At 69.4% G+C, this 20,701-nt stretch carries 16 protein-coding genes; 10 read left to right on the top strand and 6 right to left on the bottom strand.

Going from position 1 to position 20,701, the window contains the following annotated elements; translation table 11 throughout:
- Positions 1-32: 32 nt before the first annotated feature.
- From LV75_RS00420 to LV75_RS00405, 4 genes are all read left to right on the top strand, one after another.
- Positions 33-1,217 carry an acetyl-CoA C-acyltransferase gene (locus tag LV75_RS00420; protein WP_253884536.1) on the top strand — a complete coding sequence of 395 codons (1,185 nt, stop codon included), beginning with the start codon at positions 33-35 and terminating at the stop codon, positions 1,215-1,217.
- Between the two features lie 335 nt (positions 1,218-1,552).
- Entirely contained in the window at positions 1,553-2,416 is an 864-nt protein-coding gene (locus LV75_RS00415) for a DUF1996 domain-containing protein (protein WP_253884535.1), read from the top strand.
- An 84-nt stretch (positions 2,417-2,500) separates the two neighbouring features.
- Positions 2,501-3,049 carry a sigma-70 family RNA polymerase sigma factor gene (locus LV75_RS00410; RefSeq protein WP_253884534.1) on the top strand — a complete coding sequence of 183 codons (549 nt, stop codon included), beginning with the start codon at positions 2,501-2,503 and terminating at the stop codon, positions 3,047-3,049.
- Positions 3,046-3,747, top strand: a complete 702-nt coding sequence (locus LV75_RS00405) for an anti-sigma factor family protein (RefSeq protein ID WP_253884533.1) — start codon at positions 3,046-3,048, stop codon at positions 3,745-3,747. The genes LV75_RS00410 and LV75_RS00405 overlap by 4 nt, the downstream gene beginning before the upstream one ends.
- Positions 3,748-3,780: 33 nt before the next feature.
- On the opposite strand, the gene LV75_RS00400 is transcribed toward LV75_RS00405, so the two are convergent.
- The 3 genes from LV75_RS00400 to LV75_RS00390 all read right to left on the bottom strand — a co-directional run bounded on the left by LV75_RS00400 (position 3,781) and on the right by LV75_RS00390 (position 8,579).
- The gene (locus tag LV75_RS00400) at positions 3,781-6,462 is read right to left on the bottom strand and encodes a bifunctional acetate--CoA ligase family protein/GNAT family N-acetyltransferase (RefSeq protein ID WP_253884532.1); all 2,682 of its coding nucleotides are present in this window, start codon (positions 6,460-6,462) and stop codon (positions 3,781-3,783) included.
- Between the two features lies 1 nt (position 6,463).
- Complete coding sequence (locus tag LV75_RS00395; protein ID WP_253884531.1) at positions 6,464-7,663, bottom strand: acetoin utilization protein AcuC; 1,200 nt, start codon at positions 7,661-7,663, stop codon at positions 6,464-6,466.
- Positions 7,664-7,724: 61 nt separating this feature from the next.
- Positions 7,725-8,579 (bottom strand): sulfurtransferase, encoded by an 855-nt coding sequence (locus LV75_RS00390; protein ID WP_253884530.1) that lies wholly within the window; start codon positions 8,577-8,579, stop codon positions 7,725-7,727.
- A gap of 101 nt (positions 8,580-8,680) precedes the next feature.
- Between LV75_RS00390 and LV75_RS00385 the strand changes: the two genes are divergently transcribed.
- From LV75_RS00385 to galE, 3 genes are read left to right on the top strand one after another with little or no spacing between them, the layout of a single operon-like run.
- The gene (locus LV75_RS00385) at positions 8,681-9,376 is read left to right on the top strand and encodes an iron-dependent transcriptional repressor DtxR (RefSeq protein ID WP_253884529.1); all 696 of its coding nucleotides are present in this window, start codon (positions 8,681-8,683) and stop codon (positions 9,374-9,376) included.
- A complete protein-coding gene (locus LV75_RS00380; RefSeq protein ID WP_253884528.1) occupies positions 9,373-10,515 on the top strand; it encodes a galactokinase in 1,143 nt (380 codons plus the stop codon). The genes LV75_RS00385 and LV75_RS00380 overlap by 4 nt, the downstream gene beginning before the upstream one ends.
- Positions 10,516-10,540: 25 nt before the next feature.
- Positions 10,541-11,497, top strand: a complete 957-nt coding sequence (gene galE, locus LV75_RS00375; protein ID WP_253884527.1) for a UDP-glucose 4-epimerase GalE — start codon at positions 10,541-10,543, stop codon at positions 11,495-11,497.
- A 6-nt stretch (positions 11,498-11,503) separates the two neighbouring features.
- Here galE and LV75_RS00370 read toward each other — a convergent pair whose 3' ends face one another.
- Both LV75_RS00370 and LV75_RS00365 read right to left on the bottom strand, forming a co-directional pair.
- The gene (locus tag LV75_RS00370) at positions 11,504-12,562 is read right to left on the bottom strand and encodes a DUF4192 domain-containing protein (protein ID WP_253884526.1); all 1,059 of its coding nucleotides are present in this window, start codon (positions 12,560-12,562) and stop codon (positions 11,504-11,506) included.
- Between the two features lie 327 nt (positions 12,563-12,889).
- On the bottom strand, positions 12,890-14,695 hold the full coding sequence (locus LV75_RS00365; protein WP_253884525.1) for a Xaa-Pro dipeptidyl-peptidase: 1,806 nt from the start codon (positions 14,693-14,695) through the stop codon (positions 12,890-12,892).
- 264 nt (positions 14,696-14,959) lie between these two features.
- Here LV75_RS00365 and add point away from each other — a divergent pair, with 264 nt between their 5' ends.
- Both add and LV75_RS00355 read left to right on the top strand, forming a co-directional pair.
- Positions 14,960-15,970, top strand: coding sequence for an adenosine deaminase (gene add, locus LV75_RS00360; protein ID WP_253884524.1), 1,011 nt, complete (start codon positions 14,960-14,962; stop codon positions 15,968-15,970).
- 9 nt (positions 15,971-15,979) lie between these two features.
- Entirely contained in the window at positions 15,980-17,572 is a 1,593-nt protein-coding gene (locus tag LV75_RS00355; RefSeq protein WP_253884523.1) for a mucoidy inhibitor MuiA family protein, read from the top strand.
- Between the two features lie 165 nt (positions 17,573-17,737).
- On the opposite strand, the gene LV75_RS00350 is transcribed toward LV75_RS00355, so the two are convergent.
- Positions 17,738-18,619 carry a TIGR03619 family F420-dependent LLM class oxidoreductase gene (locus tag LV75_RS00350; RefSeq protein WP_253884987.1) on the bottom strand — a complete coding sequence of 294 codons (882 nt, stop codon included), beginning with the start codon at positions 18,617-18,619 and terminating at the stop codon, positions 17,738-17,740.
- A gap of 63 nt (positions 18,620-18,682) precedes the next feature.
- Between LV75_RS00350 and LV75_RS00345 the strand changes: the two genes are divergently transcribed.
- Positions 18,683-20,695, top strand: coding sequence for a prolyl oligopeptidase family serine peptidase (locus tag LV75_RS00345; protein ID WP_253884522.1), 2,013 nt, complete (start codon positions 18,683-18,685; stop codon positions 20,693-20,695).
- The last annotated feature ends 6 nt before the right edge of the window (positions 20,696-20,701 follow it).

The following is a 20,701-nucleotide window of genomic DNA, read 5'->3' as shown; positions in this document are numbered from 1 at the left end:
ACCAGGCCAGGCTCCGGAAGAGGGGGTGTGCGGTGGGTGAGCCCTACCTGCTCGACTACGTCCGCACGCCGCGCGGGCGCGGCTCAGCCCGCGGCGCCCTGCACCACCTCCCCGCGCTGGACCTGCTGGTCCCCCTGCTGGACGCGCTGGTCGAGCGGGGGCTGGACCCGACAGCGGTCGACGACGTGGTGCTCGGCTGCGCCTCGCAGGTCGGCGAGCAGGGCGGCAACCTGGCCCGCACGGCGACGCTGCTGGCCGACTGGGGCCACGGCGTGCCCGGTGTGGTGGTGAACCGCTTCTGCGCCGCCGGGATCGACGCGATCGCGTTGGCCGCCGCCAGGATCCGCTCCGGCGAGGTGGACCTGGTGGTGGCGGGCGGTGTGGAGAGCACGTCGCGGGTACCGCCCTTCACCGATCGGGCTCCACTGTGGACCGACGCGGAAGTGGTGCGGCGCACCGGTGCCGTGCACATGGGTGTCGCCGCCGACCTCAACGCCACCCTCGACGGCTTCTCCCGCGACGAGCTCGACGGCTACGCGCTGGAGTCGCAGCACAAGGCCGCCGCGGCCTGGCGGTCGGGCGCGTTCGCCCGCTCGCTGGTCGAGGTGGGCGGACTCGCGCACGACGAGCTCGTCCGCCCGGACAGCAGCCGCGCCGCCCTGGCCGCTCTGCCGCCCGCGTTCGCGGGCATCGGCGCCGACGGCCAGGACGAGTTGGCGCTGGCCAACCGCGGCCACCCGACCCGGATCGAGCACCGGCACACCATCGCCACCTCCCCCGCCCTGGCCGACGGGGCCGCCCTGGTGCTGATCGGCGACGTCCGCGCCGCGCGCAGACTGGGGCTGACCCCGCGGGCACGGGTCGCCGCCTCGGCGGTGGTCGCGAGCGACCCGGTGACGATGCTCACCGCGGGCCAGGACGCCATGGAGCGGGCGATGCGCCGAGCGGCGGTGACGGTGGACGAGGTGGACGTGTTCGAGTTCGCCGAGTCCTTCGCCGCGCTGTGCCTGCGGCTGCGGCGGGCGTTCGACGCGGGCCCGGACTGGCTCAACCCCGCGGGCGGCACGATCGCCATGGGCCACGCCATCGGCGCGACCGGCGCGATCATGGTTGGCGGGTGCCTGGAGGAACTGGAGCGCCGCGCGGGCCACTTCGGGGTCGCCGGGGTGAGCGCGGCGGCGGGCCTCGGGGTCGGCCTCGTCTTGGAGCGCGGCTGAGCGGACGAGCCGGAGCAGCCGCGCCCACCATTTCCTCCACAGTGGACGGACTGGCCACCGCACGCCGGTCCCGTTGGCGCACCAAGGATTCCTCAGCGCCGTGCACGTCATCGTCGAACTCCCCCTCTCCGTTGTGGACCACCGGCGGCGGCCACATCCTTCTACTGTGAAGAACACCGGAGGGGTGGGTTTTGTGGAGGTGGTGGCCGCGCCGGCGACGCGGGACCACCCGTTCGTGTGTACTGGGGCATTCGGCGCAGCCCATTCACTCGGCCGCCACCCGCAGGCTCGATCGTGTTCACTGCGTGGTCGTGGCCCCGCCTCAAAGTGATCATGTGACTCGCCTCTGGGCGCTGGCCCTGGTCGGCGCGCTCGCCGCCTGCTGTGCCGCCGCGCCGTCCGAGCAGATCGACATCAGGTCCGTGCCACCGGTCGCCACGGCGATGGCGACCGGGGCCGCCTCGACCGGGAGCTACGTGGTCGACTGCGGCCGCAACGAGGAGGCGCACCGCAACTCGGACAACCTCGTGGCCTCACCCGGGGTCCGCGACGGCGCCCACCACCTGCACGACTACGTCGGCAACCTGGCCACTGACGCTTTCAGCACCGACGCCGTCCTCTCATCCGCGAAGACCACCTGCCGCGACGGCGACCTGTCGACCTACTACTGGCCCGTGTTGCGCCTCGGCGGCCACCACAGCGAGGTCCGCGCCCCGGAGTCGGTGACCATCACCTTCCTCGGCAGCCCCGTGAGCGAGGTCGTGGCCATGCCGCGCTTCCTCCGCACAGTCACCGGAGACGCCAAGGCAGCCTCAACTGTGCGCGGTACGTGGACCTGTGCCGGGTTCACCGATCGCCTCGCCTCCGCCTACCCCACCTGCCCGTCGGGAACGCGCACATTGCGGGTCTATGAGTTCCCGAGCTGCTGGGACGGCAAGAGCACAGACAGCGCTGACCACAAGTCGCACCTGCGCTTCCCCGCAGCAGACGGATGGTGCCCGCGCGCCACTTTCCCCGTGCCGAAACTGCGCATAGAGGTCGGCTACGACCTACCCGAGCACAGCGAGTTCACGATCGACAGCTTCCCGGAGGTCGCCGACCGCGCGGCCGCCTCCGATCACGCGCACTTCGTCAACGTGCGCACGGACGAGGCCATGGCTGAGCTCGTGACCTGCGTCAACTCGGGCCAACGCTGCTAGTCGGGAAATAGTTCGAACCTTGGCGGCCCGGCGGCCGTGTCTGCTGGGAAAGCGCAACCGGACGCCGTTGGACAGGGAGTCGGCATGGCGAGGCTGTTCGCCCGGACACGGGCGACATCGAGGGACGAGGCGCTGGTCCGCTCGCTCTACGAGGAACACGGCAAGGCCCTGCTGGCCTACGCCGTGCGGCTCACCGGCGATCGGGCGGCAGCCGAAGACGTCGTCCAGGAGACACTGGTGCGGGCGTGGCGACACGCGGACAACCTGTTGACCAAGGAGGGGTCGGTGCGCGCGTGGCTGTTCACCGTCGCCCGGAACCTCATCGTGGACAAGGCCAGGGCCAAGGCGGCCAGGCCTGCCGAGGTCGCCGAGTCGCCGTCGGCGGTTCCGGTGACCGGTGACCACTCGCAGCAGGTGGCGGACTCCATGAGCGTGCTCGCCGCGATCGAGGGCCTGTCCGAGGAGCACCGCAAGGTGCTCGTGGAGATCTACTTCCGCGACCGGAGCGTGGCCGAAACCGCTCAAGAGTTGGGCATCGCCCCCGGTACCGTGAAGTCCAGGTCGCACTACGCGCTGCGGGCGCTGCGCGCGGCGATGTCCGGACGAGCCGCGCTGGAAGGGACGCCCGCATGAGCGCACACGAGACCCCGCTGCTCGGCGCCTACGCGCTGGGCGTGCTGGACGACGACGAGCGTGGTGAGGTGGAGCGGCACCTGACGGGCTGCGCCGACTGCCGCGCGGAACTGCACGCGCTAGAGGAGGTGCGAGACATGGCGGGTGAACTGCCGCCGGAGGCGTTGCTGGACGGGCCACCGGACGACGGGGACCTCCTGTTGGCGCGCACCTTGCGCCAGGTCCGCTCGGAGTCCAACGCCTCACGGAACCGCTCTATAGCGATCGCAAGCGTCGCTGCGGCTGTTGTCATCGCCGCTGTTCTCGGTACCGGCATCGTCATCGGCCGGTCGACGGGCACACCGCAGGCACAGACAACGGTGACAGTTAGCCCCACCGAGCCGCAGATTGAAGGAACGCGTTTCCTCTCAGGTAGCGATCCGAACACAGGTACTCGGCTGACCGCAAAGGTCGTGCCCGCCGCTGGGTGGGTGCGTCTGAACATCGCGGTGACCGGTATCCCTGCCGGGGAACGTTGCCGGGTGATCGTGGTCGGCAAGGATGGCTCGCGTGAGGAAGCTGGCAGTTGGCTGGTGTCGACGCGGGGTGCTCAAGAGGGCACAACCCTGGACGGGGCCGCGTTGGTCGCACCCGGCGACGTCGAAGCCATCGAGATCGTCAACACCGACGGCAAGCGGTTCGTGTCCGTCTCGGCATAGGTCCAACACCTGGCTCCCAGGACTACCTGGGAGTCAGGTGATCGGCCGTAGCCTGCGCGGCCCGCTGTCGTGCTTCGACGGGGGCGGGCCGACAGTCACCCGGCCTCCGGTGACGAACGCGCCAGCGGCAGAAGCAAGAATCGGCTCGATGGTCAGGGCGCGGATCTCCGGTATGTCCTCCGCAATCGCCGAGACCCGCAGGACCAACTGTTGCAAGGCCACCAGATCCGCCGGTTCGCCCCCCGCATAGCCCGCCAAGAGCGGGGCGGCCCGAGGTGACCGGATGAGCCCAGCGGCGTCGGTGTCGGTCAGGGGCACGGCTCGATAGGCGCGGTCCCCGAGCAGGTTGCTTACCACGCCTGCCAAGCCGAAGGACACGACCGTGCCGAACGAGGGATCGTCCTGCAGGCCGATGCTGCATGAGTTGCCCTTCGGCGCCATGCGCTGGATGTAGACCTCGGGAACCCCGGCTACGGCCTTCAATTCGGCGTAGGCGTGGCGAATCGCGTCGTCGGCTGTCAGGTCCAACCGCACGCCTATCAGGTCGCTGCGATGGCGGAACTGCCTACTCGCCGTCTTCATCACGACAGGCAGACCCAACTCGCCACCCGCCGCGACAGCGCTATCCGCGTCAGAGACCACGTGGAAGGGCATGACGTCGATGCCATAGCAGTCCAGAAGCTCGATCACCTCGTCATCGGTTAGCTCTACCTCCGTGCCGTCGGCGCGCAGCAAGGCAGCTTCCACCACAGCGTTCGCCCGTTGTGGGTCAATGCCTTCAGCACGGACGAACGTACCCGGTGGTGATGACCGCCAACGGGCGTAGGCCGTCGCCCTGGCAAGAGCGAGGGTGGCACGTTCGGGACTCGGGTAGGACGGGATCGAACCGTGAGTGGGTGCGCTGTCGGGGCCGAGTACCGCCAACTCAGCCGGGATCCCTTCCGCCGCAAGAAAGGTCGATACGATCGGCTTACTACCGGCTTCAGGCAGCCCTTCCGCCGCTTCTCTCAACGCACGCGCGTAGGCGGTGCCAGGGATCGCTAGCGGCGGTACGAAGACCACGATGAGCGAGTCGACGTCATCTCGTCGGAGCGCGTCGGCAACGGCGGCAGCGAATTGATCTGGCCCAGCTTGAGCGCCAACGTCGACCGGGTCGCTTGCGAGCACCAGCCCGTGCCCAAGCGCCGCGTCTGCGGCTAGGACGCCGATGGCCGAGGAGTTTCCGACCACCGCGACTCGCTCGCCCGGCGGCAACGGTTGGTGCGCGAGCAGCAGCGCTGTATCGAAGAGTTGGGCGATGGACTCGACTCGGATGACACCCGCTTGTTCGAAGAGGGCCTGAACACTGGCTTCCTCCACCGTGACCCCGGTCGCTGCCAGCGCCGGTAGGACTGTGTTGCGCCCAGACTTGACCGCCACCACCGGCTTAGTCCGTCCTAGTCTCCGAGCGAGTCGGGCGAACTTGCGCGGATTGCCGAAGGACTCCAGGTAGAGCAAGACGACGTCGGTAGCAGGGTCAGTCTCCCAGTACTGCAAGAGATCGTTGCCGGAAACGTCCGCGCGGTTGCCTGCGGACACGAAGGTCGACAGTCCCAATCCGCGCGCGGCGGCGTCAGCGAGGATCGCCGTGCCCAGTGCTCCTGACTGGCAGAAGAACCCCGTGCGGCCAGGCCCTGGAAGGGTCGGCGCGAGAGTGGCGTTGAGTCGGACAGCGGGGTCGAGGTTGACAACGCCGAGGGCGTTCGGCCCTACGACGCGCATGCCGTGTGCTCGTGCCTCGTCGACGAGGCGCCGTTCCGCGCCACGCCCGTCAGGACCTGTTTCACCAAACCCGGCACTTACGACAACGAGCGTCTTGACCCCCTTGACCAAACACGCGTCCATGACCTCATCGACCCCTGCGGCCGGGACGGCGACTACAGCAAGGTCGACGGGGTCTGGGATGTCGAGCACGGTGGGATAAGCGCGGACGCCACGAACAGATCGGTGCTCCGGGTTGACCGGGAAGACAGGACCAGCGAAATCCGCGGCCAAGAGATTGCGCAGTACGGCATTACCGACCTTCGCGTGATCGGTCGAAGCACCGATCACAGCTACAGACCTCGGATGCAGCAGGTTGTGCACACTGCGCGCCTCGGCGGACTGTTCCCGAGCCCACGCAACAGCCACCGATGCCTCGGTAGGGTCAACAGCGAACTCTAGGTGCAAGACACCCTCATCGAACGCCCTGCTGACCTGGTAGCCAGCATCCCGGAAGACCCGAACCATCTGAGCGTTCTCGGCTAGTACTTCTGCCTCGAACTGACTCAAGCCGCGCTCTCGGGCCGCAGCCGCGAGATGCTCAAGCAGAATTGACCCCAGCCCTCGCCCTTGGTGCGCGTCTTCGACCACGAAGGCGACCTCAGCGGAAGAAGTACCAGGCAAGCGCTCATACCGCCCGACGGCAATGATGTCGTCCCCGAGCAGGGCCACGAACGCCACACGGCCGTGGTGGTCGACGGTGCTGAACCGCTTGAGGTCCTTGTCCGGGATCGTCGGGTACGGCCCGAAGTAGCGGAAGTACCTGGTGCGCTCGGAAAGCCTGCCGTGGAAGGCGCGGAGGGCGTCGGCGTCCGTTGGCACGATCGGGCGCAAGTGGACGGTACCGCCGTCCGTGAGCACGACATCGGCCTCCCACCGCGGCGGGTAGGCGAAAGGGTCGTGCTCCTCGGACATGTCAGTCCCTGGGGTCGTCGGGGTCCAGGCCGTGCAACGGGAAGATGGCCCCCCGCACGTCCCGGATCACGGTGTCGACTGGTTGGTCACGCCCGCCACCCCAGCGCTCGAAGGTGACATCAGCACCGTCACCCATGACCGTTGGCAGTACCGTGTTCGGGGCGATCTTCCGGACAGTGGTAGCCCAATCGACCGGAATGGCGGTCTCTACGGGGATGTCGCGGTCAAGGACGGTAGCGAGTAGATGAGTCCACGAGCGTGGGACCACCCGTAGCAGTTCATACCCACCGCCGCCGGTGACGAGCCACTTACCGCCTGTATGCAGTTCAGCGAGTTCGCGCACGGTCCGGTAGATCTCCCTGTGCCCATCGACCGACAGGGCCAGGTCCGCCAACGGGTCCTCTACGTGTGTGTCCACTCCGCACTGGGTGACCAAGACCTGCGGCCGGAACGCGGCCAACAACGAAGGCACCGTCGCGTGGAACGCGCGCAGCCAGGCCGGGTCACGCGTACCCGGAGCCAGGGGGATGTTGACCGAGGTGCCCTGCGCACCCGGGCCACCCAGTTCGCTGACCGACCCGGTCCCCGGCCACAACGTCGCCGGGTGCTGGTGCAGGGAGATCGTCAACACCCGGGGGTCGTCGTAGAACACCGTCTGCACGCCGTCGCCGTGGTGGACGTCGACGTCGAGGTAGGCGACCCGGTCGAAACCGTTGTCCAGCAGCCAGGAGATCGCCACGGCGCAGTCGTTGTAGACGCAGAAGCCCGCGGCGCGGTCAGGCATCGCGTGGTGCAGCCCACCCGCCAGCGAGATCGCCCGGTCCGCGTTGCCCTCGGCGATGTGCCGAGCCGCGGCCAGCGATCCACCGACCACCAGGGCCGAGGCGGCGTGCATCTGGTCGAAGACGGGGTTGTCCGCAGTGCCCAAGCCGTGTCCGACGTCCCAGGACGCCATCGGGGCCTCGCGCACCGCCGCGACGTAGTCCGGCCGGTGCACCCGCCCGAGCTCGGCGTCGTCGGCCGGATCGGGCGCGATGAGGTCGATCCCGTCGAGCACCCCGAGCGCGCGCGCCAACCGCATGGTCAGGTCGAGGCGGATCGGGTTGAACGGGTGGTCGCCGCCGAGGTCGTAGCCCAGCAGGGCGGGGTCCCAGACCACAGCGGTGTCTACTCGATCACCAGTGTCCATTCGATCACCCATGCCAGCACCTTAGTGGCCGTCGGGGAGTCCTGCCGTAACCCGTTGGTGGCCGCGTGGTCGCTCAGTTGTCACCGGTGGCGACCGGTCGCTCGGGATCGCGGCTCCAGTGCGACCACGATCCGGCGTAGAGCGCCGCGGGCCGCTCCGGCGTGGTGATCCCGGCGATCTCCAATGCCAGCACCACCGACGACGCGGTGACCCCGGATCCGCAATACGCCCCGACCGAACCACCCTCGACGCCCAAGCCCGCGAACCGGTCCGCGAGAACCGCGGGCGCGAGCCACCGCCCGTCCGGACCGGTGTGGCCGGCGAACGGCGCGTTGACGGCGCCTGGCACGTGCCCGGCCCGCGGGTCGATCGGCTCGACCTCACCGCGGTAGCGCTCGGGTGCGCGCGCGTCGAGGAGGATGCCGTCCTGGGCGAGCGCGGCTGCGCCTTCGGCGTCGAGCACCGGCATGGCGCCGGGGCGGACCTCGAAATCACCCGGCTCGGGCGAGGGTTCTTCCGTGGTGGACGCACCGCCATCGGCGACCCACGCCGCGTAGCCACCGTCGAGCACGGCCACATCGCTGTGCCCGGCCCACCGCAGCAGCCACCACGCCCGCGCCGCGACCGACCCGTTGTCCGCGTCGTAGACGACGACCGGCGCGTGCGCACGCACACCGGCGGCACGCAACGCGGCCGCCAAGTCCTCCGGCGCGGGCAGCGGGTGCCGCCCTCCGTCGCCGGGGGGCGCGGCGAGATCCCGGTCCAGGTCCAGGAAAACGGCGCCCGGGAGGTGCCCGGCCGCGTAGTCCTCGCGCCCGGGTGGGCCGCCGAGGCGCCAGCGGACATCCAGCAACACCGGGGGGCGACCACTGTCGAGTAGCGACACCAGGTCGGCGGTTGACACCAGGGCGGAGGGCGCTTCGCTCACCGGCCCATCCTGCCGGCTCGGGACTTCGGTCACTGCCTGCTACTACCCCGCTGCTCTGTCGGGGCGAGCGACTAACATGGAGGTGACGAAGGGGAACCGGCGTGAACGATCTCATCGACACCACCGAGATGTACCTCCGCACCATCTACGAACTCGAGGAGGAGGGCGTCGTCCCCCTGCGTGCCCGCATCGCCGAACGGCTGGGCCAGAGCGGCCCGACGGTGAGCCAGACGGTGGGCCGCATGGAGCGCGACGGCCTGGTCGTCGTCGCGGGCGACCGGCACCTCGAACTCACCGACCACGGCCGCTCCCTGGCCGTCGCGGTCATGCGCAAGCACCGGCTGGCCGAGCGGCTGCTGGTCGACGTGATCGGGCTGGAGTGGGAGCACGTGCACAGCGAGGCGTGCCGCTGGGAGCACGTCATGAGCGAGGCCGTCGAGCGCAAACTGGTCAAGCTGCTCGGGCACCCGACCACGTCCCCGTACGGCAACCCCATCCCGGGTCTGGACAAGCTCGGCGACGGCGAGCCCGCCCCGCCGGTCGAGGCCGGGCTGGTGCGCGTGGACGAGGTGGCTCGCCGCGGCGGGGGCCGCGTCGAGGTGCGCCGCATCGCCGAGCACATCCAGATGGACCCCGACCTGATGACGGAGCTGAAGTCGGTCGGCGCCCTGCCCGGCAACGTGATCGAGATCGGCGCGATCACCCCGGACGGCAGCGGCATCGCGATCACCGGCGCGGGCACCACGGCCAACCTGAGCCCGACGATGCTGCACGCGGTGCTCGCCCGGCTGCTGTGACCCCTGCCGACCGGGCCGCCGACCGATACCGGGGGTTGCACGGTCATGCCCCGGTCGGGGTGTGGTCGGCTCCCGGTCGAGTGAACCTGATCGGTGAGCACACCGACTACAACAACGGACTGGTGTTGCCGTTCGCTCTTCCGCACCGGGTCGCGGTGGCCGCGGCGCCGAGGGCTGACGGCCGGATCTCCGCCACCACGATCGGGGACGACGGCGTCCCGCAGCGCGCGGCGGCGGTCCCGATCGCGGAGCTGGCGCCGGGCGGTGTCACCGGGTGGGCCGCTTACGCCTACGGGGTCGCCTGGGTGCTGCGCGCGGCGGGTTTCACCTCCGGCGCGGAACTGGTGATCACCGGCGATGTGCCGACCGGCGCGGGCCTGTCGTCCTCGCACGCGCTGCAGTGCGCGGTCGCTCTCGCCCTGCTCGGCCTCGCGGGCGTCACCCCGGCCGCAGAGGGCCCGACCCTGCCCGAGGTCGCCGAGTGGGTGCGGCGCAGCGAGAACGACTTCGTCGGTGCCCCCACCGGTCTGCTGGACCAGACCGCGGCCCTGCGCTGCGTGGCGGGCCACGCCCTGTTCCTGGACATCCGGTCGGGCGCGGCCGAGCAGATCCCGTTCGGGGCCCCGGTCCTGGTGATCGACACCAGGGTGCGGCACGCGCTGGCGGACTCCGCCTACGGCGAGCGGCGCCGCGGCTGCGAGCGGGCCGCCGAGTTGCTGGGCCTGCCGTCGTTGCGCGAGATCGGCCCCGACGCCGACCTGCACCGGCTGCCGGGCGACCTGCTGCCGCTGGTGCGGCACGTGGTCACCGAGAACCAGCGGGTCCTGGCGACCGTGGCCGCGCTGCGGGCGGGCACCGAGATCGGACCGCTTCTGTCGGCCTCGCACGCAAGCCTGCGCGAGGACTACCGGGTCTCGTGCCGCGAGCTCGACGTGGCCGTCGAGGCGGCCGAGGGGGCCGGTGCGCTGGGTGCCAGGATGACCGGCGGCGGCTTCGGCGGATCCGCGATCGCGGTGGTGCCACCCGCGGCCGAGGAGGCCGTGCGGGCGGCGGTGCGGGCCGCGTTCGCCGAGCACTCGTTCACCCCGCCGAGACTGTTCACCGCGGCGCCGTCGCCGGGCGCGGGCCGCGACCACTAGTGCGCGAACCAACAGGAGGACCACGGTGAAGCTGCTCGTGACGGGCGGGGCTGGGTACGTCGGCAGTGTGTGCGCGGCGAGGTTGGTCGAGTCCGGCCACGAGGTCGTGGTGGTCGACGACCTGTCCACCGGGCACGCCGACGCGGTGCCCGACGGTGCCCGGTTCGTCGAGGCCGACATCGCCGACGCCGCCGCCGACCTGCTGACCGGTGGGTTCGACGGCGTGCTGCACTTCGCGGCGAAGTCACTGGTCGGCGAGTCCATGGTGGACCCGGCCAAGTACTGGGCGGGCAACGTGCTCACCTCCCTGCGGTTGCTCGACGCCATGCGCGACAGCGGCACGCCCCGGCTGGTGTTCTCCTCCACGGCGGCCACCTACGGCGAGCCGGAGCAGGTCCCGATCCTGGAATCGGCACCGACCCGGCCCACCAACACCTACGGCGCGACCAAGCTCGCGATCGACCACGCCATCACCTCCTACGCCAAGGCCCACGGCCTGGCCGCGGTCAGCCTCCGGTACTTCAACGTCGCGGGTGCCTACGGCCGCTTCGGCGAGCGGCACACCACCGAGACCCACCTGATCCCGATCGTGCTGCAGGTCGCGCTGGGCACCCGCCCGGCCATCTCGATCTACGGCGACGACTACCCGACCCCGGACGGCACCTGCGTGCGCGACTACATCCATGTGGTCGACCTCGCCGAGGCCCACCTGCTCGCGCTCGAGCACACCCGCGAGGGCGAGCACCAGATCTACAACCTCGGCACCGGGACCGGGTTCTCCAACCGGGAGGTCGTGCAGACCTGCCGGGAGGTCACCGGGCACCCGATCCCGGCGGACTTCGCCGCCCGCCGCGCGGGGGACCCCGCCGTGCTGGTCGCCTCGGCCGCGGGCGCGGCGGAGAACCTGGGCTGGACGCCCAAGCGCACCGACCTGCACACGATCGTCAGCGACGCCTGGGAGTTCACCCGCGCCCGCCCGTGAGCGGGCTCAGCCCGGCCGCGCCTGGGTGGACTTGACCTGGACCTGCGCGATGAGGTCGCGCAGGTCGGTCGGCGGGATGCCGTGGTGCGCGGCGGAGTCCAGCAGCGCGGCGAGGCTGTGCCGGGGATCGGCCGCCAGCGCGACGCCGAGCGCGACCCTCGCGTAGACGCCGTCACCGCGCAGGTAGGCGCCGACCGCGAGGTGGAAGGCGGCCTCGGCGCGTTCAGGCGCGGGCAGGGACCTGGTGAGCCGGGTCCACAGCCGGGCCGCCGGGCGGTCGCGGCTGCCGAGCGGGATCGACATGCACGCCTCGCGGACCTCCGGGTCCGAGAGTGCGATCGCCAGCCGGGCCAGCCGGGTGTCGTCGAGGTCGGGATCGGTCGGCGCCGGGTCGGTGGTGTGGGCGGGCCCCGGTGGCGCCACAGTGGACAGCAGGCGCGAGTCCCGCGTCGGTGGGCCGTCGAAGTCCTCGATCACCTGGTGGACGAGGGCGAGTTTGTCGGCGACCGCGTCGTCGGCGTGGTGGGCGGCGAGCTCGTCGATCAGCGCGGCGCGCCGGTCCAGGTCGGCGTCCGGGTCGGCGGCGAGGCTGTCGGCCATGGCCTCGCGGGACGGGTAGACCACCACGCCTTGGACGGTGAACTGGGCGGCCAGCGCGGAGGAGTCCGGGTCCGCGACGGTGCCGGTGAAGTCGGGGCTCTCGTAGGACAGCCAGGGTTGGCCCGCCTCGACGGCCCGTGTCCAGAACGCGTGCTCGACCGAGACGCCCGACTCGACCAGGGTCTGGGTGACCGCGTGCACGAAGGGCTTGTCGTGCAGCGGTTCCCGGCCGCCCACCACGATCAGGAGCGCGTCCTCGACGCGGTGGGCGGTCAGGATCTCGGCGAGGTGCTCGGCCATCGGCCAGTGGTCGGCCGGGCGGGGCAGGTCGACCCGGATGACCGGGCCGACCTCCCTGGTGTCCCGGATGGTCAGCGCGACGAGGGAATCGGTCGGCGCGAACCCGATGAGGTACGGGAGCGCGGCGATGATCTGGTCGGCGTGGTGCAGGTTGGTGGTCGTCATGCGGCCACTGTGCGCGGCTGTCGAGCCGCGGCACAGCGGTCCGGCTCGACGGTGGATGAACCGGTGCTATGTGGACAACTTGTCCACAAGGTGGCGCGGGCCGGTCGGTCGGCAACCGTCGCGGTTGGCGTGGCCGCGCCTGGAGAGGCGGGCTGCGTGGTCGACCCTGATCCATCGACCGCAGCTGACGCCACAAAGACCAATGGCCGGGTCGTTCGCGACTCCACTAGGGAATGCCGCGAACGATCCGGCCATTGCCTGCGGGGCAGCGGAACATCCACTAACCCCTATAGGTCTTCCTCAACAATGACAACCTCGGTAGAGCTATCAGCCCACCGCGGTCTTCAGCGCGTCGAGTCCACCAACGATCGGCAGGGTCAGGTTGCTGCCCTTGAGATCGACGGAGAAGCCCGCCCCAGGAGCTGGGCGCAAGGTGTAATCGTTGTCGCTGGAGAGCACCACGAGCCCGAACTGGTGACCCGCTGGGAGCACGTAGTCGTCCGGAACCAGGTCGACCCGGAGGTCGTAGGCCTTGCCGGGCTGGATGGCCTCCGTGCGGCTGATGTTCTTGCGGTTCTGCGGGTCGGTCCAGCCCCGGGTGACGACGGTGGACTTGCCATCCGGACCGCGGTCGACGAGCAGCGCGGTGACGTTCGCGGCGGGCCGGGTGAACGACAGGCGCAGGTAGACCTCGCCCTTGCCGCTGAAGCGGAGCGGCGTGCTCGACGGGCGGCTCAGGTAGACGAGCCGGTTGGGCGAGCTGGCGGCGTTGGCCAGGGTCTCGGCGAGCTTGGTGGCGTCGTCGGTCAGCGACTCGACCACACGGCGGTCGGGGCGCCAGATGGTCAGCGCACCGGAGTTGGCGCCACCGGCGCCCGGGTAGAGCGTGGCGAGCGAGGCACTGGGCGCGGGCCACTCCGCCTCTTCGACCCAGGTCTTGTCCTCACGCTGGATCGTGAGCTTCGGGCCGTTCTGCGCACCGTTGTCGATGCCGTAGAGGTAGTGGGAGAACCACTGGTTCAGCGTCACCAACCACGGGTCGCGCCGGAGGCTGTAGGGGTCGGCGTGCCCGGACTGGTGCAGCCAGATCTTGTGCTCGACACCCTGCTTCTTAAGTGCCTCGTACCACTGGGCCACGTGGGTCATCTTCACGTTCCAGTCGTTGAGGCCGTGCACCGCCAGCACCGACGCGCGGACCTTGCGCACGTCGTTGAGGTAGTTGCGCTCGTCCCAGAAGTTGCTGTAGTCGCCGGTGACACGGTCCTGTTCGACGGTCAGCTCGTCGAGAACCTTCGCGCACGCGGTGCGGTCGGCCCGCGTGTGCACGTACTTGGCGAGCACATCAACGTCTTCACCCTGGAAGGTGCCAGGGGCGACAACGGCACCATCAGCGCGGTAGTAGTCGTACCAGCTGGAGATGGCGGCGATCGGCACGATCGTCTCAAGGCCCTTGACGCCGGTGGTGGCAACCGCATTGGGCAGGGTGCCGTTGTAAGACACACCCATCATGCCGACCTTGCCGGTGGTCCAACCGGCGGTGACACGGGTACCGGCGGCGTCTTGCGCCGCTGCGCGACCATTGAGCCAGTCGATGACCGAGCGAGCCCCGATGGTCTCGTTGCGGCCGCCGCTGGTCGGGCAGCCGGTGGACAGCCCGGAGCCGAGCGATTCCGCGTACACCACGGCGAAACCACGCGCGGTGAAGTACTGCTCGTAGCGCCACGTGATAGCGGGGTTGGGTCCGCTGAGGCCCGTGGCTGCCGCGTTCGGGCCAGGACGGTTGTCGGGGACGTGCAGTTCGACGTCGACGTTGTGGTTGTCGATGGGGTTGCCGCCCGCGTAGTACGGGCTCGCCTGGTACACCACGGGGACCTTGAGGCCCTGCTCGGTCGCCCTCGGCCGGACGATCTCGACGTGGACCAGGTCGTCCTTGCCGTCGCTGTCGCTGTCGACCGGGGCACTCACCCACAGCGACTCGCGCACGACATCGGTCGGGCTGAACACGGGCTGCGCCTGACCGTCGACGAAGACGGGGGCGGGGGGCTCGGCTTGGGCGGACGCCGGGGTGACCACGAGCGGCACGGCCAACAGGGCGGTGATGACACCAGCGACGGCGGATCTCGCACGTCTCATAAGGTTCTCCAGATCTTCGGCAGGGGACCTGCCCGCACCCTTGCCCGCCGCCGAGCGGGTGTCAAGGGGGTTGCTCTCTGTCTACAAGGGATGGTCGCCTTGACGACCTCCGGCGCCTGGGCCAGACTCGGACTGTGCCCGTGATCCTCGGCTGGTTAGTGCCGCTCCCCCTCTACGGGGAGGATCACGAGCGCGGCGACCTCGCCTGGTGAAGTGCGTGCCTCTTAGCGCAGCGCACCCATCCCACATTCCGAGAGGTCATCAATGCGCGCATACGTGCACGCCCTGCCCAAGGTTGAACTGCACCTGCACCTGGTCGGCTCCGCACCGCTGGACTCCGTGCTTGAGCTAGCCCGCCGCCACCCCGATGGCGGTGTCCCGGTCGACCGCGACGACCTGGTGCGGTTCTACGAGTTCACCGACTTCACCCACTTCATCACCGTGTACGGCAACGTTTCGCGCCTTGTCCGCACAGGCGCGGATATCACTACCTTGCTCGTCGGCATCGCCAGGGACCTAGCGGCTTCCAACGCGCACTACGCCGAGGTGACCATCACGGCGTTCGACCACTTGAAGAACGGCATGGACCCGGCTGAGTTGGCCGAAGCTCTGACCACCGGCCGTAAGAGGGCTCACGCGGAACACGGCGTGATCCTGGCCTGGGTGTTCGACATCCCAGCGGGCCTTGAGCGCGCAAGCAGCGAGACGAGCGTCGACTGGGTTCTTACTTACATGCCTGAAGGTACGGTCGCCTTCGGCGTGGGAGGACAGGAAGCCGGGATGCCACGCAGCTCATTCCGCCGTTCGTTCGACCGAGCACGTGAAGCAGGCCTGCACTCGGTGCCCCACGCGGGTGAAACGGTGGGGCCAGAAGAGATCTGGGCTGCCATCCGCGATCTCGGCGCCGAGCGGATCGGTCATGGGGTGAGCGCGGTCCGCGATAAGAACCTCTTGCGCCATCTGGCCCACGAGGGGATTCCACTCGAGGTGTGCCCAACGTCGAACCTGCGCACACGCGCTGTCGTCGACATCAACAGCCATCCGTTGCCGCGGCTGTTGGAGGCAGGTGTACCGGTCACCTTGGCGACCGACGATCCCGGCATGTTCCACACCGATCTCAACCGGGAATACCTGCTGTGCCACGAGCACCTGGGCCTGTCCCGGGGCGAGCTGGCCGACATCGCGCGAACCGGAGTCCGGTCCGCGTTCTGCGCCCCGGCGCTGCGGGACGAGCTGATCGCCAGGATTGATGCCGTCGAGCGCTCTGGTGGGTAGCCTCGCGGCGTGACCAGTCGAGTTGACGCCAGCATCGTGGCCGTGACCGTCTACCCGGGACAGGCGCGGATCACCCGCCGCGGGAAGGCGGTCCTTGCCGGGGGTGAGCAGCGGGTGGCCGTGGGAGGCCTGCCGCAGTACCTGCACGCGGACTCGGTGCGGGTCGCCGGACGCGGGCCCGCGACGGTGCTGGGCGTCGACGTGCGCGCCGAGCGCAACCCACGCACCCAGGACGCCGCGTTGGGTGACCTGGAGGCTCGTAGGGACGCGTTGCTGGCGCGATTGCGCGAGCTGGCCGACCGCAACAGCGTGTTGGACGCGCGCGCCGAGCTGATCACCGCGTTGGCTCGGCGCGCGGGCAGCACCTTCGCGCAGGCACTGGCCAAGGACGAGACCGACACCACGCGCGTGGCCCAGGTAGGGGATGCCTTGGCTGATCAGCTGGCGGGGGTCTACGCGCAGCGGCGGGAGCTGACCGAGTCGGTGCAGACCACGCAGGCAGAGCTGGACGAGGTGCATAGGCGTATTGCCGACAGGGACGGCTACCGGCCGCCGGACAGCACGGCGATCGAGGTCGAGCTGGCGGTGTCGGAGCCGGGTGAGATCGAACTGGAGGTCTCTTACCTCGTCGACTCCGCCAACTGGGAGTCCCGCTATGACATCCGGCTGGTGTCCTCGACGCTGAAGCTGACCTGGTACGGGCTGGTCACGCAGCACACGGGCGAGGATTGGCCGGAGTGCGACCTTCGCCTGTCCACGGCCAGGCCCGCGACCAGCGTCGACGTGCCGGAGCTCGATCCCTGGTACCTCGACGTGCTGCGACCGACGGCGCGGACCTACGGGGGCGCGCCTGGCGCGGACCAGAGCCAGTCGCGCATGGGCGCTCAGGCCATGGGTGGCGCCCCCATGATGCCCGCCGCCGCTGCTCCAGCCGGGTACTCGCCTGCGCCGATCGCCGAGTCGGTCGCCAGCGTGGAGCACGGAGAAGCAGCGACTGTCTACCGCCCATCACGTCCGGTAGCGGTGCCTTCCGACGGTAGCGCTCACCGCACGACGGTTGCGAATGTGGAACTGTCCGCCGAGGTCGACCACATCACCGTTCCCCTGGTGGGCCCAGAGGCGTACCTGCGCGCTACCGCCACCAACTCGTCTGAGCACACCCTCCGCCCGGGTAGGGCGTCCCTGTTCCACGACGACGAGTTCGTCGGGGTGACCAACCTGGCCGCCTGGGCACCGGGTGAAGAGGTCGAGCTCACCCTGGGGATCGATGACCGTGTGCGTATCGAGCGCGAACTGGTTAAACGATCGGCGAGCAAGGCGGTGCTAGGCAGCACGCGCCGCCAAGAGGCGACTTGGCGGATCAAGGTGGGCAACTTCGGGCCGCGACCGGCGCGGATCACCGTGGTCGACCAGGTACCGGTGTCGCGCAGCGAGTCGGTGGTGGTGCGCGACTTGGCGCTCAAGCCGCAGCCCACCGAGCAGACCGACATCGGCGAGGTCACCTGGAAGCTGACAGTGCCGCCGGGGCAGACCAGCGAGATCACCATCGGCTTCCGGGTGGATGTCGCCAAGGGCGTGACGCTGACGGGCTGGCGCGACTAGTGGCTCGGCTCGGGGCGCAGGCCGTGTATCGGCGGGTCCACGGCGTGGCTGGCAGGCGCCGCAACGTCCTCGTACTGGATGTACTTGGGCGCTTCCGGCAACGCCGCCAGGCGCGTCGTGGGCGGGTCGAGACACGGTCGACGTTCTGAGTCGCGCCACTAGGCGCTAGCGCCCCGGCGCGAAGTCGGCCAGGACCGACTCGGCGTGCGCCATCGACGCCGCCGGGTCGGCGTCCGGGGTGCCGATCGCCGGGTCGAAGTTGAGATCGATGAACAGTTCGGTGACGCCCTGCTCGGCGAGGGCACCGAGATCGTCGCGGATCTTCTCGACGCTGCCGGTCAGCGGGCGTTCGCCCTGGTCAGGCCGGGCGAGCAGGACGCCTCGGCAGATCACGCGGAGCTGGTCGGGATCGCGGCCCGCCGCGGTGGCGGCGTCGCGGACGAGCCGCGCGCTGGCACCGATCGTGGTCAGGTCTGCCCGGCTGCTGCTGATCCAGCCATCGGCCAGGCGGCCTGCCCGGCGCAGGGCGGGCTCCGCGGCGCCACCGAGCAGGATGGGCGGCCCTCCCGCCTGAACCGGCTTGGGGTCCATCCGGCTGGCAGGCACCTCGTAGCGGGCACCGTGGTGCTCGATGACCTCTTCGGTCCAGAGCTTGCGCAGCAGGGGGATGTATTCCTCAGCTCGTTTGCCCCGCCCTGCGATGTCAGCGCCAACCGCGGCGAACTCTTCAGTCGACCAACCAACGCCGAGACCCACGTCGAGCCTGCCACCGGACAGCACGTCAAGAGTGCCCAACTGCTTGGCTAGGAGCGCGGGAGCGAAGAACGGCATGTTGAGGACGGCGACACCCAGTCGGGCGCGACTGGTGCGGGCTGCGACGAAGGACAGGGTCGCGATCGGGTCAAGCACGCTGCGGTAGGCATCACCCCAACCGGCGTCCGGTGGGGACAAGAGTCGTTGCATCGTCCACAAGGACCGGTAACCCAATTCCTCCGCACGCGTTGCTACACGCAAGAGGTTGTCGACAGTGGCCCACGAGCCCGACACGGGCAAGGCGAATCCCAGCTCCACAACCCCCACGCTAGCCCACCCGCCGGCAGACTGGCGCGCATGACCGACGACGCCGACCCATACCTCTGGCTCGAAGACGTGACCGGTGAGCAGGCCTTGGACTGGGTCCGGGCCCGCAACGCGGAGACCACCGCGGTGCTCACCGGCGGAGAGCGGTTCGAGACAACCAAGGCCAGGCTGCTTGAGGTGCTCGACGCGGACGACCGCATCCCGTACCCGAGGCGGCGCGGTGAGTACCTCTACAACTTCTGGCAGGACTCCACCCACCCCCGGGGGCTGTGGCGGCGGACCACGCTGGAGCAGTACCGCAAGCCGGCACCTGAGTGGACCGTGTTGCTGGACGTGGACGCGCTCGCCGAGGCCGAGGGGGAGAACTGGGTTTGGAAGAGTGCTTCGGTACTCAAGCCCGGTTATGACCTGGCGCTGGTAGAGCTGTCGCGCGGTGGCGCCGATGCCACCGTGGTTCGCGAGTTCGATCTGCGCACCGCGGAGTTCGTCGCTGACGGGTTCTCGCTCCCAGAGGCCAAGTCTCGGGTGAGTTGGATCGACGAGGACAACGTCTACGTCGGTACCGACTTCGGGGAGGGCTCCCTCACGACCTCCGGCTACGCGCGTGTCGTCAAGAAGTGGCGCAGGGGGACCCCGCTGGAGGAAGCGGTAACGGTCTACGAAGGCAAGGTCGAGGACGTGACCGCCTACGCGTACCGCGACCACACCCCCGGGTTCGAACGTGATCTCGTAGGCAGGTTCCCCGACTTCTTCACGTCGGAGGAGTTCCTGCTCAACGCGGACGGCAGCCTCACCAAGATCGAGGTACCCGAGGACGCGAACGTCGATGTGCACCGCGAGTGGCTGTTGGTCACCCTGCGATCGGACTGGACCGTCGGTGGAGCCACCTACCGGACCGGCTCATTGCTGGCGGCCAACTTCGACGCGTTCCTGGCCGGTGAACACAACCTGACTCCGTTGTTCGTACCTGACGAGCACACCTCGCTGAGTGGCATCTCGTGGACGCGAAACCACTTGATCCTCATCGAGTTGTCGGACGTCAAAACGCGCCTAGAGGTCCTCACGCCCGGGCCGGATGGATGGAGCCGGGCAGAGCTACCAGGTGCGCCAGAGGTGGGGTCCGCCGATGTCATCGACACCGACCCGGAGCACAGTGACGAGTACCTGCTCAACGTGAGCGGATACTTGCAGCCCGCGACACTGCTACGCGGGGAGATCGGCGGAGAACTGGAGGAGCTGCGACAAGCTCCGGCGTTCTTCGACTCCGATGGGCTAAGCGTGGAACAGCACTTCGCGACCTCCGACGATGGAACGAAGGTGCCTTACTTCGTGGTTCGCGGTGAGGACACGAGTGGTCCCACGCTGCTCTACGGCTACGGCGGCTTCGAGGTATCTCTCACCCCCGGCTACAGCGGCGGGCTGGGACGTGGCTGGCTTGAACACGGCGGTACCTACGTGGTCGCCAACATTCGAGGCGGCGGCGAGTACGGACCCGCCTGGCACCGGGCAGCTTTGCGGGAGAATCGCCCACGCGCCTACGAGGACTTCGCAGCGGTCGCGAAAGATCTTGTGGCAAGAGGCATCACCACGCCTGAACGGCTCGGTATGCAGGGGGGCAGCAACGGCGGCCTCTTGGCTGGTGTGATGTTGACCCGCTACCCAGAGCTGTTTGGCGCCGTAGTGAGTCAGGTACCGCTGTTGGATCTCAGTCGCTACCACCTGCTGCTCGCAGGGGCCTCGTGGATGGCCGAGTGGGGCGACCCGGACAACCCCGACGACTGGTCTTACCTCAAGACGTTCTCGCCGTACCACAACGTCCATAGTGGAACGAAGTACCCGCCGGTCTTCTTCGTGACCTCCACCCGTGACGACCGGGTTCACCCCGGTCACGCGCGGAAGATGGCGGCTCGGATGATCGAGCTGGGCCACTCGCCGCAGTACTACGAGAACATCGAGGGCGGGCACGGCGCGGCCGCGGACAACTCGCAGCGGGCGTACATGTCAGCGATCGTCTACGAGTTCCTGCTGCGCACCCTCGGCTAACAAGTC

Source organism: Actinokineospora diospyrosa, assembly GCF_024171925.1.
GTDB lineage: Bacteria > Actinomycetota > Actinomycetes > Mycobacteriales > Pseudonocardiaceae > Actinokineospora > Actinokineospora diospyrosa.
Note: the sequence above shows the minus strand (reverse complement) of the source record. Positions and strands in the feature narration are given on the sequence as shown.